The sequence below is a fragment of the Pseudoneobacillus rhizosphaerae genome (genome assembly GCF_917563885.1).
Classification (GTDB): Bacteria; Bacillota; Bacilli; order Bacillales; family Cytobacillaceae; genus Pseudoneobacillus; species Pseudoneobacillus rhizosphaerae.
The window spans coordinates 15,356-40,688 of sequence record NZ_CAKJTG010000012.1 but is presented as its reverse complement, the minus strand read 5'-3'; the positions used below and the strand labels follow the sequence as shown (position 1 = coordinate 40,688).

Below are 25,333 nucleotides of genomic sequence, written 5' to 3'. Positions count from 1 at the left end.
TTACCAACAAATGGGTAAGGCTCTTGGTTTTTTATAGGATGTAAGTTTGTTAGATTCATGTTAAAATTAGGACTATGTGATTGAATTAGATTTAAAGAAATTAGGTGAACATATTGGAAACTCAAAAAAATACTAAGAAAACATTACCTTTTCGTTTAAATATACTATTTTTGATTGTCTTTATTTGTTTTAGTATTCTAGTAATTAAATTAGGTACCTTACAAATCGTAAAAGGTGAAGATTTTAGAAAAGAAATTAGTAGAACCGAGAATCATATTGTTCGAGAACCAGTGCCAAGAGGAAAAATATATGATCGAAATGGTCGAATCGTCGTTGATAATGATGGGAAAAATGCCATTTCCTATACAAAGGCTAAGGACACAAAACAAGATGAAATTTTAGAAGTGGCGAAAAAACTATCTCAATTGATAGTAGTTAAAACAGATAAACTGACAGAAAGAGATCTAAAGGATTATTGGATTTTGACTAGACCAGAAGAGGCAGTTGCTAAATTAACAAAGGCTGAGCTATCTAATAAAAAGCTTGAAAGCAAAGATCTATATAAACTACAGCTAGAAAGAATTAGTACGGCCGATCTTTCGAAAATCTCAATGAAGGAGAAGCAAGTAGCGTCTATTTTTAGAGAAATGGCAAAGGGGTATGCCTTAACACCTCAGATTGTAAAAAATGATGATGTAAAAGTAGACGAAATAGCACGAGTTAGTGAGAATTTAGAAAGTCTTCCAGGAGTAGATGTATTTACTGATTGGAAAAGAATGTATCCAAATGGTGATACATTTCGTTCTATTTTAGGGAATATCAGTACCGACGAAGAAGGCTTACCAGCAAATTTATTAGATTATTATTTATCAAGAGACTATAGCCGTAATGATCGAGTAGGCAAAAGTCAAATTGAACTCCAATATGAAGATGTATTAAGTGGTCAAAAGGCAAAAACGGAATATGAAGTCGGTCAATCAGGTAAAATTGAACAATCAAAAATGATTTCAGAAGGTAAAAGAGGAAAAGATTTAGTTCTGACCATTGACCTAGAATTACAAAAAAAGGTAGAAGAAATCCTTGAAAAACAATTAGTATCGGGTAAACAAAACGGAGGCGGACCGTTTTTAGATAGAGCTTTTGTTGTAATGACCAATCCTAAAACAGGAGAAGTTCTATCCATGTCCGGAAAAAAATTAACGTTTAAGAATGGTAAATATGAAGTGGATGATTATGCATTAGGTACCTTTACATCCTCTTACGAAATGGGATCTGTTGTAAAAGGAGCTACCATTTTAACAGGCTACCAAACAGGAGTTATCCAACCTAACACCTATTTAGTGGATGAACCGATTCAATTGGCTAGTACACCGATAAAAAAGTCTTGGCGTACAATGGGTCGAATTAATGATTTAGAAGCGCTTAGACGTTCATCTAACGTTTATATGTTTAAAACAGCGATACGTTCTTTAGGGTCTGAATACTATCATATGATGAAAATACCTCTTAATTACGATGCTTTTGACACCTACCGATATTACTTTAATCAGTTCGGCTTAGGTGTTAGAACAGGAATAGACTTGCCAAGCGAAGCGGCTGGGCTACCTGGTTCGAATAGTCCTAACTTCTTACTGGATTTCACGATTGGACAGTATGATACGTACACCCCAATGCAACTAGCTCAATATGTCTCTACGATTGCTAATGATGGGTACCGTGCGAAGCTACAGATGGTAAAGGAAATTAGGGAACCAAATTTAGAAAGTGATTTAGGCCAAATTCAACATTCCTTCGAACCCGTAATATTAAATCAAGTGGATATGAAGGATGAATATATTAAGAGAGTACAAGAAGGATTCAGACAGGTTTATCAAGAAAGTGGCGGAACAGCAACCTCGTACTTTGGCTCCAAGCCATATTCTGATTATAATTTGGCCGGTAAGACGGGTACGGCCCAATCCTTTTACTATGATTCAGAAAAGAAAAAATTGTATGTGGATGAACCTACCTTTAACTTAACCTTAGTAGGATATGCACCATTTGATAACCCAGAAGTTGCTTTTTCAGTTGTTGTTCCTTATGTGAAATCGGATAAACATCCAATTAATAAATTAATTGGGCAGGATATTATTAAAGCTTATTTTGAATTGAAGGAGCAAGCTCCTGTTGAATAGAATGAAGAGTCAGCCAGAAATTTCTGGTTGACCTTTTTTCGTTCTCAATTTAAAGGAAAGTAGATACAAAAAATAGAATTGTAATGTAAGTCAGAATATATATATACTTTAGGGGGAATATCAAATGCATGAAACATATATACTTCGTCAACCCAAACCTGGAGATATGGGAATGGTTGTTCATAAACATGGAGCTCTTTATGATAAAGAGTATGGCTGGGATGAGTATTTTGAAGCACTTGTCGCACAAATTGTAGCAGATTTTGTAAAGAACTTTAATCCTGATAGAGAACGGTGCTGGATCGCTGAAATGAATGATGAAGTTGTCGGTTCTATTTTCGTTGTGGACGGTAGTGAAGAGGTTGCAAAGTTACGATTGCTCTTAGTGGACCCAAAAGCACGTGGACTTGGTCTTGGGACTCGACTTGTTGAAGAGTGTATTCAATTTGCCAAAAAGGTAGGGTACAAGAAATTGGTTTTGTGGACCAATAGTAACTTATTCGAAGCTCGCCATATCTATCAAAAAAAGGGATTTGAGCTAGTTGCCGAAGAACCTCATCATAGCTTTGGGCATGATCTAGTAGGGGAAACTTGGGAATTGAAACTAAAAGACCATTAATATATGTATGAAGGTCAAAACAAGGCTGAGTAATACCAAAAATGTCCTTCATAAGGCGTATGAAGGACAAAAGGAGGTCGAGTAACACGATAAATGTCCTTCATAAGGTGTATGAAGGACAAAAAGGAGGCCGAGTAACACGATAAATGTCCTTCATAAGGCGTATGAAGGACAAAAGGAGGCCGAGTAAAACCAAAAATGTCCTTCATATAGGTATTCCTTTAACAAATCCTCTGTATCAACTCAATCGAATTATTTTTCGGCGAATTTACAAGCGGGCTCACTTCATATACTTCCATTAAATTCTCATCAAGTGGAACTAGTAACGGGTCCAACAAACGGGTGTCAGAAATCGTAGGGTCCAACCAAATTTTTTCATCCTCTGGTCGTAAAATAACGGGCATGCGATCATGAATATCCTCGACTAAATGATTAGGTGTTGTTGTAATGACAGTGCATGAAAAAATCGATTTACCTTCAGGCGATTTCCAATTCTCCCACAATCCTGCCATTGCAAATAACTCTTCAGACTTCAGTTTAATTCTCATAGGTACTTTCTTTTTATCATCTAGCTTTTTCCATTCGTAAAAGCTATCGGCTATGATCAAACAGCGCTTTTTCTTATAGGCAGTTCGAAAGCTAGGTTTTTCCAATAATGTCTCAGAGCGGGCATTAATCATTTTATTTCCGATAGATACGTCTTTAGCAAAAGGTGGAATTAATCCCCATCTTAAAAATCCCATTTTGTTGTGGCGACCATTATTAATCACCGCTAAAACGGATTGAGAGGGTGCTATGTTATAGCATGGCTGAAAGTTATCTTGCTCTAGAAAGTACTCAATATTAAAGCGATCCATAAGCTGATCAATGGTTGCAGTTAAGGTAAATCTACCGCACATATAATTAGTCTCCTCATCTTAATGTAAGCCTTATTGTAGCAAAAATATATGAAAAATAAAAAAACAAGGTCCATTAACTAGACCTTGTTTTAAAAATAATTATTTAGTTAAAGCATTTACAACTTCCTGAACCGCCATTTCACTTGCAATTAACCCGTTAATTGTCCAGAAAGACGGATCGTTCATTTCATAAACTTGACCATTTTTCACAGCATCTAACCCATTCCAGATAGAGCTTTTTGCTAAAATGTCAAATGCCGCTTCGCCTTTTTTGCCTACAAGGAAGATGTGATCTGCTTTGATTTCAGGTAGTTTCTCAAGTGATAGTGGATCCCAAGCTGCTCCGGAAGGACCTAAATTTTCAATGAAAGCAGGTTGTTTAATTCCTAAATCTCCATAAAGAACTTTAGCAGAGAAGCGATTGTTTTCTAAAAGATAAATTTGTTCGCCCATAACCCACATGATAGCAGCTGTTTCATCACCAATAGCTTCCTGAACTTTGGTTTTTGCATCTAGAACAGTTTCATCATATTCAGCAAGAGCCACTTCAGCTTCTTTTTGTTTGTTTAATATTTCACCCATCTGAGTTAGCTGAGCACGCCAATCAGCATAGACTTCGTCCTTATACACATAAGTTGGAGCGATTTTTTTATATTCCTCATATTGACCATTTTGTACAGCAGATGGTGAACTGAAAATAATTAAATCAGGATCATTGTTAATAGCCTGTTCTAATGGCATGTCCCAACCAATCTTTGGAACTTCACTTAAATCAGCCTGTAAATAATCTAGCACCGTATCCCCAATGGACCACTGAGCAGCTGGTTTTACACCTAATGCTACTAGTGAATCTTCTAAATAAGGAGCAATAATTCGCTCTGGATTCGCTGGAATCACTACTTCACCCATTGCATCCTCTATTGTAATCTCCGATTTTTCCGCATTTTTTCCCGTCGGTTCCTTACCTGAATCAGCGTTTTGTGTATTACCACAGGCTGCAGTGAATAGAACCATGAATAAAAGTGTAATTGATAAATAAGTTCGTTTTAGTAACATTAGTTTTTTCCTCCTAGAGAAAGTAAATACTTGTGATAATGCAAATGATAATCATTTTCACTTAATCTGTCAATTGGGTTTTCACTATACTTTGTGAAGAAATACAGAAGGATATTTTTGGAAATAAAGATTTCTCGCGTATTTATATTGAAAAAACATGGCTATAAATCTATACTGAAGTAGTGATAATCATTATCATTCCTTAAAGTCTCCATAAAATGAACTATAATTTATAAAATGTCTTGTTTTGCGTATGGGTGGAGAGGGTGTTTTTTTTGAGTGAAAATGGATTTCAACATGGACATAATACGAATAAAACTATTTTAAACACATCGATTAGTGGAGCAATTATCTTAATAGTGGGAATGCTATCGTTAATTGTATCAGTTGGATTATCTATTGCTTACGGTGCGGCAGATATAAAAATATCTACAGTTTGGGATGCTTTTTCAGAATTTGATGCTAACGTAGCGTCACATCAAATTATTCGAGAAATTCGGATGCCTAGAGCAATAGGGGCTTCACTTGTTGGAGCTTTTTTAGCAGTTTCTGGAGCAGTCATGCAAGGTTTAACCCGTAATCCACTTGCCTCGCCATCGATAATGGGTGTGACAGACGGAGCTGCATTTGCACTTGTAGTGACATTGGCTTTCTATCCCGCTGCTAGCCTTGTAGGGCTTTCTTTTTCTTCCTTTATCGGAGCTGGTTTAGGAGTTATCCTTGTGTTTATGATTGGTTCTTTTTCAAAAGGGGGGTTAACTCCGGTAAAGCTTGCCTTAGCTGGGGTGGCAGTGGGTTCCATGCTTAGTGCGATTTCTTCTGCTATTGCCCTACATACTCAAGTAGCGAAAAATATGAGCTTTTGGTATGCAGGTGGATTAACTTCAACCAACTGGTTATCCATTAAAATTTTATTAATAGCCGGTGGAATCGGTTTACTTTTGGCCATGTATATTTCAAAGTCGATTACAATCCTTAGTCTCGGCGAAGAGGTTTCAAAGGGACTTGGACAAAATACTTTTTTAGTAAAAGTACTTGGTATTATTGTGGTTCTACTACTGACTGGGGCTGCTGTATCTGTTGCAGGGGCAGTTGGTTTTATTGGACTAGTAATCCCTCATATTACTCGATTTATAATTGGTTCGGATTATCGCTGGATTATTCCTATTTCAGCTGTTTTGGGGGCGTTATTATTAGTACTGGCAGATATTGCAGCCAGAATAGTGAATGCCCCATTTGAAACTCCCGTTGGAGCGATTACGGCTGTAATTGGTGTTCCCTTTTTCTTATACCTAGCACGTGGGGAAAGGAGAGGGCTGTAATGAATAATGAGAAATTAAAACAAAAAAGATTTACTTTCACAATGAGTTTATTAGCCATTTTAATACTGATTCTATTTATTATTAGTCTAAATATGGGTGTTGTTCGAATCGCTCCGTTGGATGTATTTAAAACGTTGTTTGGGATGGGCTCACCGCGTGATGAGCTTGTGCTAGTTGATTTTCGGTTACCAAGGATGCTTTTAGCATTAGTAATTGGTGCGGCATTGGCTGTTTCAGGAGCGATTCTTCAAGGTGTATCCAAAAATGATCTTGCAGACCCTGGTATATTAGGGATTAACACGGGGGCTGGATTCGCAGTCATTCTTTTTATTTATTTTTTTCAGGGTTCAATGAACAATGTGAGCACATTTGGTATATTACTTATGCCTCTTTTCGCCTTAATGGGAGCTGTAACAGCAGCATTTCTAATTTACGCTTTAGCATGGAAAAAAGGGATTGACCCTGTACGCTTAATTTTAGTTGGGATTGGTGTAAACTCAGGGTTTGGAGCAGTAATCATTATTTTTCAATTAAAAATGAATCCACAGGATTTTATGCAAGCAGCAGTCTGGTTATCTGGTGATATTTGGGGAGCAAATTGGAAATTTGTCTCGATTATTTCTCCTTTAATCCTTCTATTGCTTCCTTTTGCCTTTTATAAATCACATGTGTTAAACCTTCTCAACTTAGGTGATCAAGTGGCAATTGGTCTTGGAATTAGAGTCGAGCGGGAAAGACGCTTTTTATTGTTAGTCGCTGTTGCGCTCGCTGGTTTTGGTGTTGCAGCAGGGGGAGGCATTGCTTTCTTAGGTTTAGTAGCACCACACATTGCCAAACGGTTAATGGGTCCAAAGCATCAAATGTTTCTACCTGTCACCGCTTTATTAGGTTCTTTACTACTGTTAGTAGCTGATACACTCGGTAAAAATATTCTCGCTCCAACTGAAATTCCAGTTGGAATCGTCGTGGCAATCCTAAGTGCACCTTATTTTATCTACTTATTAATGAAAGCAAAATAAAAGGGGGAGAGGAAGTTGGCTTCACTTTCTACTGAGAATTTACAGATTGGCTATGGTGAAAAAATTATTGTTGATAACTTAAATTTGCAAATCAATAAAGGGGACATTACCACGATTATTGGCGCAAATGGTTGTGGAAAGTCAACGATTTTAAAAACAATGGCACGTGTACATGCAGCCAATTCTGGGGTGGTATATCTAGACGGGAAAATGATTCATAAAATTCCAACGAAGGAAATTGCTAAAAAGATGGCAGTCCTACCCCAAAGTCCTGAGGCACCAAGCGGTTTAACCGTGTATGAACTGATTTCTTTTGGACGCTCTCCTCATCAAGGGGGTTTTGGTCGATTGACTGATGAAGATCGTCAAGTAATTCACTGGGCATTAGATGTAACAGGATTAACTAGCTTTGCCAACCAAGCGGTCGATGCTCTTTCAGGTGGACAAAGACAGCGTGCTTGGATTGCGATGGCCATTGCCCAAGAGACGGAACTATTGCTACTTGATGAACCAACGACTTATTTAGATATGGCACACCAATTAGAAATTTTGAAACTATTAGAAAAATTAAATCGTGAAGAGGGACGCACCATAGTAATGGTCATCCATGACTTAAATCATGCGGCACGTTTTTCCCATCATATGGTTGCCCTTCGTAGTGGAAAGTTAGTAAAAGAAGGAACTGCAGAAGAGGTTATGACACATCAAGTGTTAAAAGAAGTCTTTCAAATTGATGCAGAAATTGTGAAGGATCCACGAACAAAGAAACCAGTATGTTTATCCTATGATTTAATTCAAAAAGACCAAAAGATGGATCATAAAAAAGTAGTGAATTTCTAGAAACAGGATGAGTGGAGATGATGATGATGAAACTTTACGATGTAACCATCATTGGCGGAGGTCCTGTTGGTTTATTTACGGCCTTTTATTGTGGGATGAGAGAAATGGAAACGAAAATCATTGAATTTTTACCTTATTTGGGTGGAAAGGTCAGTTATTTCTATCCTGAAAAAATGATTCGTGATATCGGTGGTATTCCGAGTATTTCAGGAGAAAATTTAGTTCGACAATTGGAAGAACAGGCAAACACCTTTGAACCAACGATTGTCTTAAAACAACAGATTGTTGGTTTGGAGAAATTATCGGACGGTACGTTCCTATTAATTAGTCACACTGGTGAAAGGCATCATACCCGTTCAATTATTTTAGCTACTGGCTTTGGTACATTGAAAAGTGGCAAGTTAGATTTAGCTGATGCTAAAAAATATGAGGGGAAAAACCTACATTATACAGTTGAGAGATTAAATGACTTTAAAGATAAACATGTGTTAATCTCCGGTGGTGGAAATTCAGCTGTAGATTGGGCAAATGAGCTGTTACCGATAGCTAAAAAGATTACAGTCGTTCATCGTCGAAATGAGTTTTCCGGTTTGGAAAGAAACCTATCAAATTTACGAAAATCCTCTGCATCAATCATGACACCATACGTATTAGATTCATTACACGGAAAAAACGAACGAATGACAAGTGTAAGTTTGAAAAATGTAGAAACAGAAGAAAATATAGAAATCGATATAGATGAAGTTCTTGTTAATCATGGATATTCCATCGATTTAGGTCCGATTAAAGACTGGGGACTTGAATTTGAGAATGGTAGTATCAAAGTTGATAGCTCAATGGGTACGAGTATCAATGGGGTATTTGCTGTTGGGGATATCGCCAGCTATCAAAATAAACTACATTTAATTGCTGGTGGGTTTACGGAAGGTCCAACTGCAGTAAATAGTGCAAAGGCATTTATTGAGCCAGGTAAGGAATTAAAGCCGATTTTTTCCACCAATTATGAGGCTTTACAGACAAAATAATAAAATATCCGACGAAAGGAGCAAATGCGTGTAGCATTGCTCTTTTTTTGGTTATTAATAGCTATATTGGTAAATAATGTTCTCAAAAGGGAATTTAGGAGGATTAATTAGGTGAGTTTATCTGGAAAGTTTTTCAAAGCGAAATCACAACCAAGCCAAGGCCAACAAAACCAATCCAATCAAACGAGCCAAAATCAAGATAATCAACAGAAAGATTTTTTAAAAGAAAGTATTCAAACAAACCTTGATGACAACTTAACTAAATTAAAGAACTTGCTAGGGAATAGCTCCGACGTAGTTTCCCGAACTTTCATTTTATCTGGAAAACGTAGTATTCACTTAGCGGTCATCTATATAGATGGGCTTGCAGACTCGAAATCGATTCAACATTTTATTTTAGAATCGATGATGCTTAAATGTGAGGAAAAACTACAACAATCTCCAAGAGCAGAAGAGTTTTCAATTATCAAAGACTTTGCCATAACAATCGGTGAAATAAAGACAGTTAATACATGGGAAGATGTTTCAAATTCAATCATGTCAGGTGATTCAGCTGTATTAATTGACGGTTATGCCGTAGCAATCATTACTGGAACAAAGGGATGGCAGGACAGGGGAGTAACAGAACCGACCTCTCAAAACATTGTCCGTGGACCAAAGGACGGATTTTCCGAAACGTTACGAACAAATACTGCATTAATTCGAAGAAGAATTAGAGATGTAAACTTAAGGGTCGATTCAAAAAATGTTGGTACAGTAACAAAAACGGATATTGCCGTTATGTATATTGAAGGGATTGCCGACCCTGAAATTGTTAAAGAAGTTCATTCACGAATCGATAAGATTAACATTGATGCGATTTTGGAAAGTGGATACATAGAGGAGTTAATACAAGATGAAACCTATACCCCATTTCCAACCGTTTATAGTACAGAACGTCCAGATGTAATTATAGCAAATATATTAGAGGGCAGAGTAGGGATTATTGTTGATGGTACACCATTTGCTTTAACAGTTCCTGCTATATTTACGGAATTTTTCCATGCTAGTGAAGATTATTATCAAAGGGCTGACTTTAGTACACTTGTTCGTATATTGCGATTAAGCTCCTTTTTATTAACATTGCTAGTTCCAGCAGCTTACATTGCAGTTACCACCTTTCATCAAGAGATGCTTCCAACAAGGTTGTTAATCAGTTTAGCGGCTGCAAGAGAAGGTGTACCGTTTCCTGCAATCGTTGAAGTCCTTATTATGGAAATAACGTTTGAAATATTAAGGGAAGCTGGTGTTCGTCTCCCTCGTGCAGTAGGATCAGCGATTTCTATTGTTGGGGCATTAGTAATTGGTGAAGCGGCTGTTCAAGCAGGTTTAGTTTCATCTGCGATGGTTATTGTCGTATCTTTCACAGCGATTACAAGCTTTGTCATCCCATCTTACAATTTTACAATGGCGGTACGAATGCTTCGTTTTCTTTACATTGGACTTGCAGCTACATTTGGTTTGTATGGAATCATTCTTGGACTTATGGCATTAGTTCTCCATATGTGTAGCTTACGTTCTTTCGGAGTACCTTACATGGAGTCGTTCGGTCCTTTTAATAAGCAAGATCAGAAGGATAGTCTATTTCGTTTGCCAATGAAAAAAATGCTCACTCGGCCAAAGTTAATTGGTACAGCTAATAACGTACGTCAGACCCCAGTTGATCAATATGAAGAAAAGAAGTAACGCATCGAAAATTAAGGAGTATCAATCATGATAAAGAAAATTCTTCTTTTGGTAATGATCGGCAACTGTATAGTAATGCTTTCTGGTTGTTGGAGCAGTAAAGAAATTACTGAATTAATGATTGTAACAGGTATGGGGATAGATCGAGATTCTGATACTGGTGAATATAAGGTAACAGTGCAAATCATAAACCCAGGTGAAATTGCCTCACAGACAAAGACAGAGAGATTAGAAGTTACCACCTATCAAACAACTGGTGAAAGTATATATGAAGTGATGAGAAGATTCTCAACAAAAGTCCCGAGGAGGATGTATTTAGCCCACATTCAATTAGTTATTTTTGGAGAGGAATTGGCTAAAGAAGGGATAGGTAAGACGTTGGATTTTATTTCAAGAAATCATGAGTTTCGAACGGACTTCTTTATTCTCGTTTCAAAAAATGGTAAAGCTGAAGAGGTCTTAAATGTTCTAACACCAACAGAGGCTTCTCCATCCGTTAGTCTTTATTCTTCAATCAATGTTTCTGAGAAAATATGGGCACCTACAAAAGGAGTTCATTTGGATGAACTATTAAATACGCTAGTATCAGAGGGAAAACATCCAGTATTAACAGGTGTAGAAGTAAGAGGTGATAAAGAGAGAGGTGACACTGTGTCTAGTTTGGAGCAAATAAAACCTGCTGCAGTAACAAAGATTACGGGATTTGCAGCTTTTAGAAATGATAAGCTTGTTGGTTGGCTAACGGAAAATGAAAGTAAAGGATATAACTACATCATAAATAATATTAAATCCACTGTTGGATCGATACCCTGTGAAGATAGTGGGATTATCGCTCTAGATGTGAAAAAAATAAAAACGGATTTAAAGACAAACGTTAAGAGTGGAAAGCCTTCTATTACGATAAAAACCAATATAGAAGCTGATTTGGGTGAGATTCAATGCGATATGGACTTAAGTAAAACGTCAGTCATAAAACAAATTGAAGAGGATGCTGCTAAACAAGTTCAATCCTTAATGGAGCATAGTATTACAAAAGCGAAAGAGGACTTGAAGAGCGATATTTTTGGCTTTGGAGAAACGATACATCGTCAGCATCCTAAAGCATGGAAAAAATTGAAGGGGAACTGGGATGAAACTTTTCAAGATTTAGAGATTTCTTTTGATATGAATTATGAAATCAGACGGATTGGCACTATATCGAATTCATTTCAAAAAGTTATAAAATAGGAGAATTTCAATGTTAAAAGTATTAGGGGTTGTAGTCATTACCTTATTAATCATTTGGATAGAGATTCCTCCAATGAAGAAACAGAATAAAAAGAAGGAAATATGGATGTTTTCCATTTTTCAATTCATAGCAACAGCATTACTTAGCCTAGTGGTTTTAAATGTAAAAATACCTTCTCCTTTAGAACTAATTCGAATCATCTATAAGCCTTTTAGTGATGTACTATTTAGCCTTCTGTCATAGAGGCTCCAAAAAGTCTGGAAAGCTCCTAAGATAGAAAGGAAGTGAAAAGGTTGAAAAAAATAGAAAAAATCTCATCTTTTCAATTCTTTATTTTAGTCCTAATGTTTGTTGTGGGAAGTTCAGTATTATATATTCCTTCCGTTTTGGCTGCTTCTGCTAAGGAAGATGCGTGGATTGTAGGAGTAATAGGCGGACTCCTTGGTGTAGGAATCGTGTTCTTATATATAAAAACGGCTGAAGCCTCACAAGGAAAAGACTTGATTCAAATGTATGATTCGGTGTTTGGGTTTATTTTTGGGAAAGTTTTGACCATTTTCTTTTGTTTTTACTGTTTAATCATTGCCGCACTTATTTTAAGAGGAATTGGCGATTTCATGTTAACTCAAATTATGCCTGAAACACCAATCGAAATCATAATGGGTCTGTTTATTTTCCTTGTCATACATGCACAAAAATATGGGGTAGAGGTGTTTGCAAGAACCGCAGAAATATTTTTTCCTTGGATTATCTTCCTTTTTATTTTTGGTGTGTGTATGATTCTGCCAGACATTGAGTTTGTACGGATATTTCCGATATTAGATAATGGAATAAAACCAATTTTAAAGGGGACATTTTCCTATTTAGGATTTCCCTATTTGGAATGCTTGTTACTATTAATGTTACTCCCTTACTGTAACCACTTAACATCGGCAAAAAAGTCATGGATACTTGGAACCATTGCAGGAGCTATTATTTTACTAATAACAATTTTTTTATCCATTATGGTTTTAGGTCCTGAGATGACAGCAAGACAATCTTATGTGACCTATATTTTAGCTAAAAAAATGGGGATTCCCCATGTGTTTGAAAGAATGGAAGTGATTATCGCTATATTTTGGATACTTACTATCTTTTACAAATTGTTGTTATGTTCTTTTTGTTTAACAAAAAGCATCGGTAGGTTGTTAAAAGTTGAGGAAGAAAAGATTCTTGCCTTTCCACTTGGTATTATTATTTTTTGTACAGCTATTATTTCAGGTGAGGATGTTGTTTATTTAAATGATTTTAGTAGTAATATTTGGCCATTCGTTGGGTTACAAATAGGTCTTCTATTACCATTATTGATTTTACTTATTCAAAAAGGAAAAAAGTGGATAAAACAAAAGGACCAATTTAATTAATTAGTTATAAGGGGTGAAATCATCTTGCATCAAAAGGTTATAATTTCGAGTAGCCAATTTGCCATATTAGTTTTATTAAATACGATTGGGACAACCATCCTGATTGTTCCAGCAGGTTTAGCTAGTGAGGCAAAACAAGATGCATGGATTCCCGCTATTCTAGGAGTAGGATTAGGTCTAGTGGTGATTAGCTTGTATAATTCATTAGGTGGTATGTTCCCACAAATGACACTCGTTGAATATTGTGAAAAAATTCTCGGTAAGTGGATGGGAATTACCGTTTCTATTGGCTTTATTTTCTTTTCTTTTATAGGTGCTACAACTCTTATCTGGTTAATTGGCAATTTTTTAGTTACACAAATCATGCCTGAGAGCCCAGTCATTACCATTCATGCTTTTTTTGTTTTAATCGTTATTATGGGTGTTCGATTAGGGTTAGAGCCAATCGCAAGAAGTGCAGAAATATTCTTGCCATGGGTAGGTATATTTTTTCTGTTGCTAGTACTATTACCGATATCGGATAGTAATCTAGAGAACATACAACCGATGTTTGATAGTGAGGTAAAGCCAATCTTAAGAGGCGCTTTATCATTTTTAAGTGTGGCGACACTTCCGCTTATCATCTTTCATATGATTGTTCCAAATGGCCAACGATCAAAAGATACAAATAAAGCTTTTTACCTAGGTAGTTTGATAGGGGGGGTTGTATTAATTTCGATTACCCTCCTTACCCTTTTAGTTCTTGGGCCAGGATTAACGGCACGAAACTTATATCCTAGCTTTGCGTTGGCTAAAAAGGTTGGGATTAAAGGAGTTGTTGAACGAATCGAGGTGATTATGGCGATTCTTTGGTTCATAACTATTTACTATAAAACGTCCATTTATTGTTATGCATCCATTAAAGGACTTGCTCAGCTCTTATCATTGAAAGATTATCGAATATTGAGCCTGCCTTTTGGCATGATCTTGCTTGCTGTTTCCCTTATTGTCTATCCAGATGTCGTCTATGAAGCGGAGTGGGATGTGAAAACGTGGATTCCTTTCACTGCAACTTTTGGGATTATTTTACCTGCTTTTCTATACTTAGTTGCTGTCATTAAAAAAAGGAAAAAGGCTAAAAATTAAATGATAGAATTTTATTTAAAGTGCAAATGTAAATATTGATTCAAAACAAAGGAAGCCAGGTTAAGGAAAATTCCTAAAATCCCGGCATTCATTTTTATATCTATTAGACATGCGTAACTCCCAAAGCTAAATTATCCCATAGAATCTGTTGTACGGATTCCCACTGGTATTCTTCGCATCGTATCATGAGGACAATCTCGGAAGAAATCTTTTTATTTCCGTTTTTGTTTTTTTTAACTATCCAAATTTTTATAAGTATTCCTATTATTAACCCACTTAACGCACCAATGATTCCCCAAATAATAGGACCCCAGTTTAGGACAAACCCATATATGGCCCCTAATAGCATCAAACAAGTACCAAGTATCGCGCCAACATCAAACAAACTAATACCATCAGCGCGGTGAATTGTATCGAAAAGCTGCCTTTGTTCTTTTGGTTTATCGAGAGGTGCTGCAAAGATGTTTTCTTTAGGTATCCCTTTTTGTTCTAAAGAACTTATGGCCATTTCGATAAAAAGGGAATTTTCAAATGTAGAAATGACCAACATTTTCACTCACTCCTAAGTATTATACAGGGAACTTAAATTCACGATTTTGATATCTTTGGCGCAAATGCTTGGACATTTCTTTTTCGAATAATTTATTGTTTTCAACTGCTGATGTATAGGCATCGTATATAATAAAAAGATAAATGGAGGGGAGATAAAGCAACCATTGGACGTCCATAACTTCTTTAGCTTTTTCAAAATGACCCAGCATCGTATGTTTAATCCCCATTGGAATATGTCCAAAATATAAAATGGCCACGGTATAGCCGAAAATAAAGAACCCAGTGATGATTTTATGTAAATATAAATGACCGAGTCCTGGAACTAAGGCAGACCAAACGGCTGCCACCCAAGGGATTCGTTTATCTAAAAAATTGATATCCCATGATCCAAATACTAAAGGACCAATTGGAGCATCTTCCCTGTCTGCAAGAATATATTGCTTATTCATGTCAATGGTTGTACGATAGCTATCCCAGATTCCTAACATGTAAATTCCGACATATAGGATTAACCAACGTTCTGCCAGAACATCTTTGGCTTTGTCAAAATCACCTATTAAAGAATAATAAATACCTGTATTAACATTGGCATAATTATTTATAAATAATTCCCATAGGATAAGGATGAAGGCAGATAAGTATCTCTCTTGAAGTAAGTGTCCAAATCCAGGATATGAGAATGAAAAAAAAGCAACTACATACGGGTTTCTTAAATGTAATTGTTGAACTGTAAATTGAGATATATATGCTCGATTTCTGCGGTAAGTTGGGGCATTATTTTTCAACTTATACACTCCTATGAAATTGCATCACCTTTGTAAAAATAATGTCATTACTTTATATTATTTTCAATTCTTACCAAATTAATTCTAAATTAAAAGTTCTTGTGATAATCTAAAAGAGAAGTCTTTCGGCCTCTTTTAAATAAAGGAATTTAACATTGAAAGGGTGATAGAATGTTAAAGAAAATTATAAAAGCACTAATTAAAAGCAAAATGAAAAGTAGTCATCATCATTATTCCAGCAGTGATTTTTATAAAAAAAAACTCCACGGTCATCATCCATCAAAGTACGGACATCATCACTTTAAAAAGAAATATAAATCTGGTTTTGGTTTCTTTAAATCGTTTAGCAGCAGTTGATTCAAGATGTTTGCTAATTTAACAGACATTCTTGAGAGGCCGATAAAAGTTGGTTGTATCCTAAAAGGACGTTATAAAATTATTCATTTTATCGCCAAGGGTAGCTATGGTTTGGCGTATCGAGCTATAGATTTACTTAGCGACCAAATGGTTTTGGTAAAGCAATTTAGGAAACGAAAGTGGAAAGTAAGAAGAGGTCTGCTTGAACGCGAAGCTAAAATGCTCAAGGCTTTAGATCATCCGGCTATTCCTAAATGTCTGGATTTTTTTGAGGAAAAAGAACAATCTTTCCTCATTATGGAATTTTTAGAGGGCCAAAATATCGAAGAATTAATTTTTTATCAAAATGAAAGGTTTAATGAAAGAGCTAGTTTTCGAATTCTTTTGGAGGTATTACGGATTATTCAATATTTTCATGAGAAAGGCATTATTCATAGGGATTTGCGGTTACCAAATATTTTAATCAAGAATAAACAAATATTTATCATTGATTTCGGTCTTGCCGTATTTTGTGATGAAAAAGACCCAATCCCGTACGAATCAATGCCTCTAGAAAAAAGGCTATTCAGAGAAATATCATTTGCAAGTGATTTTTATGCCCTTGGCCATTTTGTCCTTTTTCTTCTTTATTCTGATTATCAAGCTTCTTCATTGAAGAATAGAAGCTGGGAGGAAGAGCTAGATATTGGAAACGATTCAAAACGGATTATAAGGAAGTTACTTAAATTAGATTTATGCTATGAACACGCTAGTGAAATTATTAAAGATGTCGAACAGGTATTAGAGTCAAATTGATCAAAGTGTATAGATAGTAATCACTACAGCCTTATAAAAGGTAAAGGTGATTACTTCTTTTTATCTTAATTCGCACTAAGGATTTTGTACGATACATATTTTTCCTGATTGGAATTAAAATAGTGTATATTTATAAATTAAAGGGATGTAGCCATTATGATTCGTACTCTTATCGTAACAAAAGATCAAAATGTGTTAATAGATGTACCGTTAAGTCGTTTATCAGATCCAGATATACATTGGTATTGGGTAGATTTTGATGACCCAACTGAGGAAGAAGCTTCTCTTTTAAAGTCTCATTTTCATTTTCATCCACTGGCCATTGAGGATTGTTTACACCTTCTTCAGCGACCGAAGCTTGATTACTATGACGGATATGATTTTTTCGTTCTTCATGATATCAACCAAAATACGTTATTACCAGAAGAGATTGACATATTTCTTGGCCATAATTTTCTTGTAAGCTTCCACTATTTAGAAGCATCCGAATTGGAATTAGTTCGACAAAGAATCATATCAGACAAATTGACTTTAGCTAATGGCTCTAAGTCAGTTTTTTATCATATCATGGACAAAATAGTTGATGAGTATTTCCCTAGTCTTTATCGAATTGAGGATAGTTTAAATGAATTAGAGGCACAAGATGCAGATGAAAATTTAATTGAAGAGGTTTATACGATTAGAAGTCAGCTGCTCAAATTACGAAGAACGATTTTTCCAATGAGAGAGTTACTATATCGAATATTAAACTCGGAAAGGGTCATTATACCAAAGGAAGACCGAGTTTATTTTATGGATATTTATGATCACTTGTTAAAGCTGTCTGAAATGATTGAGTCAAATCGTGAGATGACGGCAGATATAAGAGACAGTTACATTTCGATTAATTCAAACCGCATGAATGCGATTATGAAAACATTAACTGTTTTGACATCTGTGTTTATTCCGCTAACCTTTATCGCAAGTATTTATGGAATGAACTTTGAATACATGCCAGAGCTATCTTACCGATGGAGTTATTATATTGTGTTAACAGTCATGTTTGTAGTTGGTTCTTCAATGATTATTTGGTTATGGAGAAAAGGTTGGTTTAAATAAGTAGTCATTCATTTTAAAGGTGGAGATGTATATGGGAGAATTTGGTTTTATTATTAAAGGTACTTGGGAAGGCGACCGAAATGGAACCGGCCTCATAAAATCAGATGGGGGACTTAATAATGCTGTTTCAGCTCCCAAGGAATTTGATGGACCTGGAGTTGGATCGAATCCAGAAGAATTGCTTATTTCCTCTGCTAACACTTGCTACATGATTACACTTGCCGCGATGTTAAGTAACCGGAAGATACAGGTTGAAAAATTAGAGGTTGAATCAGAAGGTGTATTGGGTAAAGAAGAAGGTAAGTTTACATTTAAACAAATTATTCATAGACCAATCATTACGATTGGTTCAGAAAAGAATGTCACCGTTGAAAAATTGCATGAGCTAGCGGTTAGGGCAGAAGAAAAGTGTTTTATTTCTAACACGTTAAGAAATAGTTTAGATTTTTCGGTAGAACCTAAAATCATTACTACTTAGATTACTGGCAGGTAGGGTAGGAGGAGCATAAGTTAACATGAGCAAAAAAATAATTGTCTATACAACTAATGACTGTATTGAATGCACGATGGTCAAACAGGTTCTTACTGAAGAGGGGATTCCATTTGAAGTTAGGGACATTTCGGTAAACCACGAATATCAAAAAGAAGTAGAAAAGTACGGATATTTAGGTGTTCCAGTAACCATTGCAGGAGATAAGGCTGTAAAAGGGTTTACAAATGAACTGAAAGAAATAATAGAAATGGCAAAACAAGAAAAATTGTTTTAAACAGGAAAAGCTTGAAATTCTCTGGAGACCCAGAGGATTTTAAGCTTTTTTTATTGTTGAGTTTTCAATCATCTTTACTGCTTTTTTGTTTCGGATGGTGTAAAATGTTTCTCAAAGGAAACATTTCTGACTTGGTGCATATTATGCTTTGAATATAGATTAAGAGCACATAAAATTTAACGATTAATATTTTCCTAATTTAAGGAGCTGTGAATATGACTGAAAATTTATTATTGGCGTTTGGATTAACTTTATTTGCAGGTCTTGCAACAGGTATTGGAAGCATACTTGCTTTTTTCACCTCCAGAACGAATACAAAATTTTTATCTATTAGTCTTGGATTTTCTGCGGGAGTCATGATCTACGTTTCCATGATTGAAATTTTTTTCAAGGCGAAGGTAGCATTAGTTGATTCGCTTGGAAATGTCGCAGGAAATTGGTTAACAGTTGGTGGTTTTTTTGCTGGGATGTTGTTAATTGCGATGATTGACAAATTTATTCCTAAACAAGGGAACCCACATGAACTGAAAAAGGTTGAGGATATGAATTCAACAGGTTTAGGAACAAAGCAGCCAGACCTACTAAAAATGGGGATGTTTACTGCCTTAGCTATCGGGATCCACAACTTTCCTGAAGGAATTGCAACCTTCACCGCAGCTTTAAACGATCCAGGGCTTGGAATTGCCATTGCAGTCGCGATAGCAATTCATAATATTCCTGAAGGAATTGCTGTATCTGTTCCAGTATACTTTGCAACAGGTGATAAGAAAAAAGCCTTTAAGCTCTCGTTTTTATCGGGTTTGTCTGAGCCAGTTGGAGCGATAGTTGCATGGTTATTCTTAATGCCATTTCTAAACGATGTTATGTTCGGAATCATCTTTGCAGCTGTGGCGGGAATCATGGTATTTATATCGCTTGATGAATTATTACCAGCAGCCAAAAGATATGATGAAACTCATTTATCCATCTATGGATTGATTGCAGGTATGGCGGTAATGGCTATCAGCTTGTTACTATTTATATAGAAGAAAATGGATGGTGCACTTTGTACCATCCATTTTTCTTCCAGTAAATTCTTTAAACATCACAAATCCTTATATATCAACATGTTCGATTTTGATGAACTTGAATGTCTGCTAAATAAAGAGATAAAATAGAATAGGAGATTAAAATGATTATATCTATTTTATTTTTATAAATATTAAATCTGTGTGAACGTTAAAGGAGTTCACTTAAATAACTAGAATTTGTTCTATTAAACAAAATGTAGGAGGGGTAGTTTTGTCATATACATTTATTCATGCTGCTGATATACATCTTGATAGTCCGTTAACCGGATTGGAGCAATATGAAGGTGCGCCAGTCGCCAAGATTCGTAGTGCAACACGTGATGCATTTAAGAATTTAGTAGATACAGCGATAGAGCGAAAGGTTGCCTTCGTTATTATTGCAGGTGATTTATATGATGGCGACTGGAAGGATTACAATACTGGGTTATTTTTTGCTAGTCAAATGGTTCGTTTGCAGAAAGAACTAATCAAAGTGTTTCTTATTCGTGGGAACCACGATGCCGCAAGTTTAATCACTAAGGAGCTTAAGCTACCTGAAAATGTCATAGAGTTTTCAATTCGACAACCCGAATCATTTGTAATCGATTCCTTGGGAGTGGCGATTCATGGACAAGGCTTTGCTTCACGCTCGGTAGAAGAAAATCTTGTGAAAAATTACCCAAAACGAAAAGATGGCTACCTTAATATTGGAATTCTACACACAAGTGCCACTGGCCGAGAAGGACATGAAAACTATGCACCATGTAGCATTGACGATATGAAGGAAAAGGGATATGACTATTGGGCTTTAGGTCATATCCATCTACGTGAAGCATTAAATGAGATGGATCCTGTTATCCTGTTTCCAGGAAATATCCAGGGTCGTCACATTAAGGAAACAGGAGACAAAGGCTGTACACTAGTTACTGTTGAGGACGGATCCATCCAGTCACTAACTCATCTTTCCCTAGATGTACTTCGCTGGGAGCTTTGTGAAGTAGATGCAAGTGGGCTAGAAAGTCTCGATGAAATAATGGATAAAGCTCGTGAAGTATTAGAGCAAAAATATCAGGATGTTGATGGTCGTTTTCTAGCTGTTAGATTTCGAATTTATGGTGCAACGAAGATTCACCAAGAGCTTATTGTTGATAAAGATCATTTTATTAATAATATTAGATCCTTATCTCTAGAGGTTGGCCTTGGAGACGTATGGGTTGAAAAGGTTAAAATCGAAACAACTCGGATGATTAATATAGATGAATTGAAGGAGCAGCATACCCCAATTGCCGTCATATTAGATTTTATCAAAGACGTGGGAATGGATGAAGAAATGTTAAGGGAACTACTTATTGAGTTCCAGGACATTCAGCAGTCACTTCCTTTTGAAATGCGAAATGGGGAAGAAGGCTTTAATTTTAATAATACAGAAGTGATCAAGAAGCGATTAACAGATGTGGAGGATTTAATTCTATACTTTTTAACGAAAACGGAGGTGAATGCGTAATGAGATTTGACTATTTAAATTTACGGGCAGTAGGTCACTTTACGGATTATGAACTTAAGTTTGATCAAATGAAAAACTTTCATCTTATTTATGGGCCAAACGAAGCGGGAAAAAGTACTGCCTTGCGTTCTATTACTCATTTCCTTTACGGATTCCCAACTCAAACGTCTGATTCATTTCTACACAGTAATAGCAAGCTTAGAATAGAAGGTCAACTAAAAAATTCAAAGGGAGAAACCTTCCAATTTGCACGGAGAAAAGGGAATAAAAACACCGTACTAGATGAAAATGGAAATGCGCTTAATGAAGACCTAGTCAATCATTTTATTAATGGTATATCAGAGAGTCATTTTATTAATATGTTCGCCTTAGATCATGTTCGCCTCCGTGAAGGTGGAGAGAGCCTGCTTCAAAGTGGGGGAAATCTAGGAGAAAGCTTATTTTCGGCTGCTTCAGGAATTACACTACTACGAAAAGTTTTCGAAGATTTGGAGAAAAAGTCGGGAGAAATATATAAGAAAAAGGCATCAAATCCTAAGCTAAATAAATTATTGAAAGATGAGAAGGAATTATTAAAGCAAATTTCCGAATACCAGTTAAAAATTCAAGCCTGGAAAGAACTTGAAGCAAAATATAATGAAGGAAAAGAAGAAATTGAGAACTTAATTAAACAAGTACGTTCGTTACGCAGCCATCAAGAGAAGCTTCAGCGAATCAAATTGACATTACCGAAAATCGCTAAATTAAGGGATATACAAACAAAGCTTTATGAGCTAGGGAATGTACCCAATCTAGCTGATAACAGTGAAGAGCAACGGAAAGCTACTGAACAGAAGCTTGAGAGTGCAAAAAAAGACAAGAAAAAAGCTGAAGAAAACATTGCTGAATTAGAGATGGAAGTAAATGCAATCACAATACCTGAGGGGCTGATAGAACAGGAGACCCTTATTGATGCCCTATATCGGGAACTGCAAAGCTATCAGAACTATGTAAGGCAGATTCCAAGACTTGAAGGTGAAAAGCAACAGCTGCGTGATAGAGCCATTTCGTTCTTGAAAGATATGGATACGGCGCAGTCTGATTTGGACAATATCAATCGGTATCGCTTATCTGCAGAAAAAAAGGAAACGATTCGGGCGCTCTCAAAACAAAAGCCATTGTTAGATCAAGCCCATGAGACTCTACGAAAAGAACAAAAAGAAATTAATGAAGATTTAAAAAACAAATTAGAAGAATATGATACTTTATCAGAGCTACCTGACATTCAAGATCTTGAAATTGTAATAGATTCAGTAAAGCGTGCAGGTCAAATTGAGGAATCTCTTAAATCCTTAATTAAAGAGTGTAAACATAAGGAGCAAATAATAATAGATGAAATTGCTTTCTTACCACAATGGGAGGGTACCTATCAGGAGCTAATGCAATTACCGGTTCCAGGTTTAGCGGAAACCGTTAAGAAATATGAACAAGAACGTAGTTTACTTGATCAAAGTTTACAAAAAGTGCAAGATCTAGTAAATACTCAAAAAGATGCCATTGAGAGACATGAGGAGCGAATTCGTACTTTAGATTCACTAGCCGAAATTCCATCTGAGGATAAGTTGATTAAAGTGAGAAATCGACGGGAGCAAGGGTGGCAAATCATTCGGAATAAGCTTCAAAATCAATGCTCAGATGAACAAATTGTATCCTATACTAAGGGTCAAGCACTCGAGAACGTTTATGAGGATAGTGTTCGAGATGCAGATACTATAGCAGATAAAATGAGATTGGAAGCTGCTAAAGTTGGTGAAAAAAATAAGCTATTATCTGATATCGAAAGCTGCAAGAAGAAAATAAATGAGCTAGAGTTAGAGGAAGCCAGCTTAAAATCCCAGTTTTTAAAATGGGAGGAAGCTTGGGTAGAGCTTTGGAAACCTTCAACTATAACACCTTTAACACCTGAAGAAATGAAAGAATGGCTTGTGAAATACAGTCAAATCAAAACCTTCGTAAAGGAACTTGTAAAATCGCAGGATACCATTAACGAGTTAGAAGGAAAAAAGGTACATTACAGCCAATTACTCCGTGGAGCTATGACCCAATATGTTACGATTTCGGAAAAAATATCGTTAGAAGAACTATTGAATATGGCGGAGAAGTACCAAAAAAAGATTAGAGAAGATTTATACAAGCGGGATAATCTTGAAGTAAGTATTACTGAAATTAAAGTAAAGTTAAAAAACAATGCGCTAAACTTAAATGATATCGAAGATAAAATAATCAACTGGAAAAATGATTGGAAACGTGCTATTCAAGGTACAAGTTTATTAGGAACGACCCCGACAAGTGTAGCAGAAAGTTTACTGAGCAAATACGAATCTGGTATAAAGGCTTTTGATGAACTTAAATTTAAAGAAAAAGAGCAGGATGCAATCCAAGCACAAATTACTATTTTTGAAAATAGAGTAGTAGGCGTTCTTCAAAACATAAACTTAAACCTAGATGAACAAAATGTAGATGTTGCAGTAAATTGGCTAAATACGGCACTTGTACAGGCTAAACAAGATAGAGGATTGATTACTAGCATTCAGTCTCAATTAAAAAAGCTTCATCAAAATATTATCGAAGCAATCTCTGAAATGGAATCGGCAGAATTTACACTTAATGCACTAATGAACGCAGCTAATTGTAATGATATGGATGAGTTAATCGATATCGAGAAAACATTCTACCAAAAGAAAGTTTATGAAGCAACCATTAGAGCGACTGAAGAAGAGCTATTAATATTTGGAGGCGGCAGATCCATACAAGAATTAATTGCAGAAGCGGACCAAATCGACCAAGATTCAATTCAGGTAGAATTAGATGAAATACAACGGGAGCTAGAGGAAATCGAACCTAAACGCTCCCAGTTAGAGCAGGAACACGGTGTTGTCAAAAAGGAATTTGAAGACAAAATTCAAGGGGCTAGCACAGCTTCGGTGTTAGCTGAACAAAAAAAGGAAAGTTTACTAGCACAAATAGCCAATCTAACTGATCAATATATCCAATTAAAACTTGCTTCAACTTTATTACAAAAAGGAATTGAACATTATCGTAATCAAAATCAAGATCCAATCTTAAAACGTGCAAGCGAATTATTTGCAAGGCTAACGCTACATTCATTTACGGGACTTATGGTTGATTTTGATGAGAAGGACCAACCCGTTTTAATGGGGATTCGGGAAACTGGAGATAAAGTACCATTAAACGGCATGAGTGATGGTACAACGGATCAGCTCTATTTATCACTAAGAGTGGCGAGTATTGAAAAATATTCGAGTGATAATGAGCCAATTCCATTTATCCTCGATGATATACTTGTTCATTTCGACGATATTCGTTCGAAGGAAACGCTGAAAATCTTACTAGAACTATCAAATCAAACTCAAATCATCTTTTTTACTCACCATGCGCGTCTTGTTGAAATTATGCAGGAAATTGCTTTAGAGCATCAATTTCAAATAAACGAATTAATTCAACATGAATCTTTATTGGTTTAAAGCGTTAATACAACGATATAATTAGAATAATATAAAAAATGCCTTGGTTTAGAAACCAAAGGCATTTTTTTTGGCTATTAATCATATTATTTCACAATATACATTAGATGATATTCTTATTAAATCCTTCATGAAAGAATATTTTTATTTTCATCTCTATATAAATTCTCTAATAAACATGTAAGAAATAAGTTAGAGAAATATTGCAACTTTTCGATTCCAAAAATGCTAGTTAATAGGAAATAATCAGGTTTAATAAATAAATGTATAAAAATATCTTGTGACATTCTTTTATAGAAAGTTACTGGCTTACATTAGCCCAATGTACGAATCCTTAAGAATTGTTAGAAAGTCTGGCATATTAATATATACTCCATGAAATTTTATGAATGAAAATAGACCTAACAGATTCGCAAGAGGATTTCACCAATAGTTCTAAAGATATAGTAGAAACCAACTTGTCAATA

General features: G+C 35.7%; 22 protein-coding genes. 18 read left to right on the top strand and 4 right to left on the bottom strand.

Annotated elements, in window-relative coordinates:
- Positions 1-104 precede the first annotated feature (104 nt).
- Together LRP83_RS12155 and LRP83_RS12150 are read left to right on the top strand one after the other, a co-directional pair.
- On the top strand, positions 105-2,174 hold the full coding sequence (locus LRP83_RS12155) for a peptidoglycan D,D-transpeptidase FtsI family protein (RefSeq protein ID WP_230496962.1): 2,070 nt from the start codon (positions 105-107) through the stop codon (positions 2,172-2,174).
- A 124-nt stretch (positions 2,175-2,298) separates the two neighbouring features.
- On the top strand, positions 2,299-2,793 hold the full coding sequence (locus LRP83_RS12150) for a GNAT family N-acetyltransferase (RefSeq protein WP_230496961.1): 495 nt from the start codon (positions 2,299-2,301) through the stop codon (positions 2,791-2,793).
- A gap of 221 nt (positions 2,794-3,014) precedes the next feature.
- On the opposite strand, the gene LRP83_RS12145 is transcribed toward LRP83_RS12150, so the two are convergent.
- Together LRP83_RS12145 and LRP83_RS12140 are read right to left on the bottom strand one after the other, a co-directional pair.
- A complete protein-coding gene (locus tag LRP83_RS12145; RefSeq protein WP_230496960.1) occupies positions 3,015-3,692 on the bottom strand; it encodes an SOS response-associated peptidase in 678 nt (225 codons plus the stop codon).
- A 99-nt stretch (positions 3,693-3,791) separates the two neighbouring features.
- Positions 3,792-4,748: an ABC transporter substrate-binding protein gene (locus tag LRP83_RS12140; RefSeq protein ID WP_230496959.1), complete on the bottom strand. Its 957-nt coding sequence runs from the start codon at positions 4,746-4,748 to the stop codon at positions 3,792-3,794.
- A 365-nt stretch (positions 4,749-5,113) separates the two neighbouring features.
- Between LRP83_RS12140 and LRP83_RS12135 the strand changes: the two genes are divergently transcribed.
- The 9 genes from LRP83_RS12135 to LRP83_RS12095 all read left to right on the top strand — a co-directional run bounded on the left by LRP83_RS12135 (position 5,114) and on the right by LRP83_RS12095 (position 14,435).
- Positions 5,114-6,070, top strand: a complete 957-nt coding sequence (locus LRP83_RS12135; RefSeq protein ID WP_230497035.1) for a FecCD family ABC transporter permease — start codon at positions 5,114-5,116, stop codon at positions 6,068-6,070.
- Positions 6,070-7,089 (top strand): FecCD family ABC transporter permease, encoded by a 1,020-nt coding sequence (locus tag LRP83_RS12130; protein ID WP_230496958.1) that lies wholly within the window; start codon positions 6,070-6,072, stop codon positions 7,087-7,089. The genes LRP83_RS12135 and LRP83_RS12130 overlap by 1 nt, the downstream gene beginning before the upstream one ends.
- Positions 7,090-7,104: 15 nt before the next feature.
- Complete coding sequence (locus LRP83_RS12125; RefSeq protein ID WP_230496957.1) at positions 7,105-7,929, top strand: ABC transporter ATP-binding protein; 825 nt, start codon at positions 7,105-7,107, stop codon at positions 7,927-7,929.
- Positions 7,930-7,949: 20 nt separating this feature from the next.
- Positions 7,950-8,954: an NAD(P)/FAD-dependent oxidoreductase gene (locus LRP83_RS12120; RefSeq protein WP_290369549.1), complete on the top strand. Its 1,005-nt coding sequence runs from the start codon at positions 7,950-7,952 to the stop codon at positions 8,952-8,954.
- Positions 8,955-9,065: 111 nt separating this feature from the next.
- Positions 9,066-10,679, top strand: coding sequence for a spore germination protein (locus LRP83_RS12115; protein ID WP_230496955.1), 1,614 nt, complete (start codon positions 9,066-9,068; stop codon positions 10,677-10,679).
- A 27-nt stretch (positions 10,680-10,706) separates the two neighbouring features.
- Complete coding sequence (locus LRP83_RS12110; protein WP_230496954.1) at positions 10,707-11,906, top strand: Ger(x)C family spore germination protein; 1,200 nt, start codon at positions 10,707-10,709, stop codon at positions 11,904-11,906.
- A gap of 10 nt (positions 11,907-11,916) precedes the next feature.
- A complete protein-coding gene (locus LRP83_RS12105) occupies positions 11,917-12,150 on the top strand; it encodes a hypothetical protein (RefSeq protein ID WP_230496953.1) in 234 nt (77 codons plus the stop codon).
- A gap of 50 nt (positions 12,151-12,200) precedes the next feature.
- The gene (locus LRP83_RS12100; protein WP_230496952.1) at positions 12,201-13,310 is read left to right on the top strand and encodes a GerAB/ArcD/ProY family transporter; all 1,110 of its coding nucleotides are present in this window, start codon (positions 12,201-12,203) and stop codon (positions 13,308-13,310) included.
- Positions 13,311-13,334: 24 nt separating this feature from the next.
- Positions 13,335-14,435 (top strand): GerAB/ArcD/ProY family transporter, encoded by a 1,101-nt coding sequence (locus tag LRP83_RS12095; RefSeq protein WP_230496951.1) that lies wholly within the window; start codon positions 13,335-13,337, stop codon positions 14,433-14,435.
- 103 nt (positions 14,436-14,538) lie between these two features.
- On the opposite strand, the gene LRP83_RS12090 is transcribed toward LRP83_RS12095, so the two are convergent.
- Together LRP83_RS12090 and LRP83_RS12085 are read right to left on the bottom strand one after the other, a co-directional pair.
- Complete coding sequence (locus LRP83_RS12090) at positions 14,539-14,985, bottom strand: hypothetical protein (RefSeq protein WP_230496950.1); 447 nt, start codon at positions 14,983-14,985, stop codon at positions 14,539-14,541.
- Between the two features lie 19 nt (positions 14,986-15,004).
- Positions 15,005-15,772, bottom strand: a complete 768-nt coding sequence (locus tag LRP83_RS12085; protein ID WP_230496949.1) for a hypothetical protein — start codon at positions 15,770-15,772, stop codon at positions 15,005-15,007.
- Positions 15,773-16,135: 363 nt separating this feature from the next.
- Between LRP83_RS12085 and LRP83_RS12080 the strand changes: the two genes are divergently transcribed.
- The 7 genes from LRP83_RS12080 (at position 16,136) to LRP83_RS12050 (ending at position 24,866) form a co-directional block, all read left to right on the top strand.
- Positions 16,136-16,924, top strand: coding sequence for a serine/threonine protein kinase (locus tag LRP83_RS12080; RefSeq protein WP_230496948.1), 789 nt, complete (start codon positions 16,136-16,138; stop codon positions 16,922-16,924).
- Positions 16,925-17,080: 156 nt separating this feature from the next.
- On the top strand, positions 17,081-18,022 hold the full coding sequence (gene corA, locus LRP83_RS12075; RefSeq protein WP_230496947.1) for a magnesium/cobalt transporter CorA: 942 nt from the start codon (positions 17,081-17,083) through the stop codon (positions 18,020-18,022).
- A gap of 31 nt (positions 18,023-18,053) precedes the next feature.
- Positions 18,054-18,500, top strand: coding sequence for an OsmC family protein (locus LRP83_RS12070; RefSeq protein ID WP_230496946.1), 447 nt, complete (start codon positions 18,054-18,056; stop codon positions 18,498-18,500).
- 37 nt (positions 18,501-18,537) lie between these two features.
- Complete coding sequence (locus tag LRP83_RS12065; protein WP_230496945.1) at positions 18,538-18,789, top strand: glutaredoxin family protein; 252 nt, start codon at positions 18,538-18,540, stop codon at positions 18,787-18,789.
- A 215-nt stretch (positions 18,790-19,004) separates the two neighbouring features.
- On the top strand, positions 19,005-19,814 hold the full coding sequence (gene zupT / locus LRP83_RS12060) for a zinc transporter ZupT (protein WP_230496944.1): 810 nt from the start codon (positions 19,005-19,007) through the stop codon (positions 19,812-19,814).
- 256 nt (positions 19,815-20,070) lie between these two features.
- The gene (locus tag LRP83_RS12055; protein WP_230496943.1) at positions 20,071-21,342 is read left to right on the top strand and encodes a metallophosphoesterase family protein; all 1,272 of its coding nucleotides are present in this window, start codon (positions 20,071-20,073) and stop codon (positions 21,340-21,342) included.
- Positions 21,342-24,866: a YhaN family protein gene (locus LRP83_RS12050; RefSeq protein WP_230496942.1), complete on the top strand. Its 3,525-nt coding sequence runs from the start codon at positions 21,342-21,344 to the stop codon at positions 24,864-24,866. Before LRP83_RS12055 ends, LRP83_RS12050 begins: the two co-directional genes overlap by 1 nt.
- The last annotated feature ends 467 nt before the right edge of the window (positions 24,867-25,333 follow it).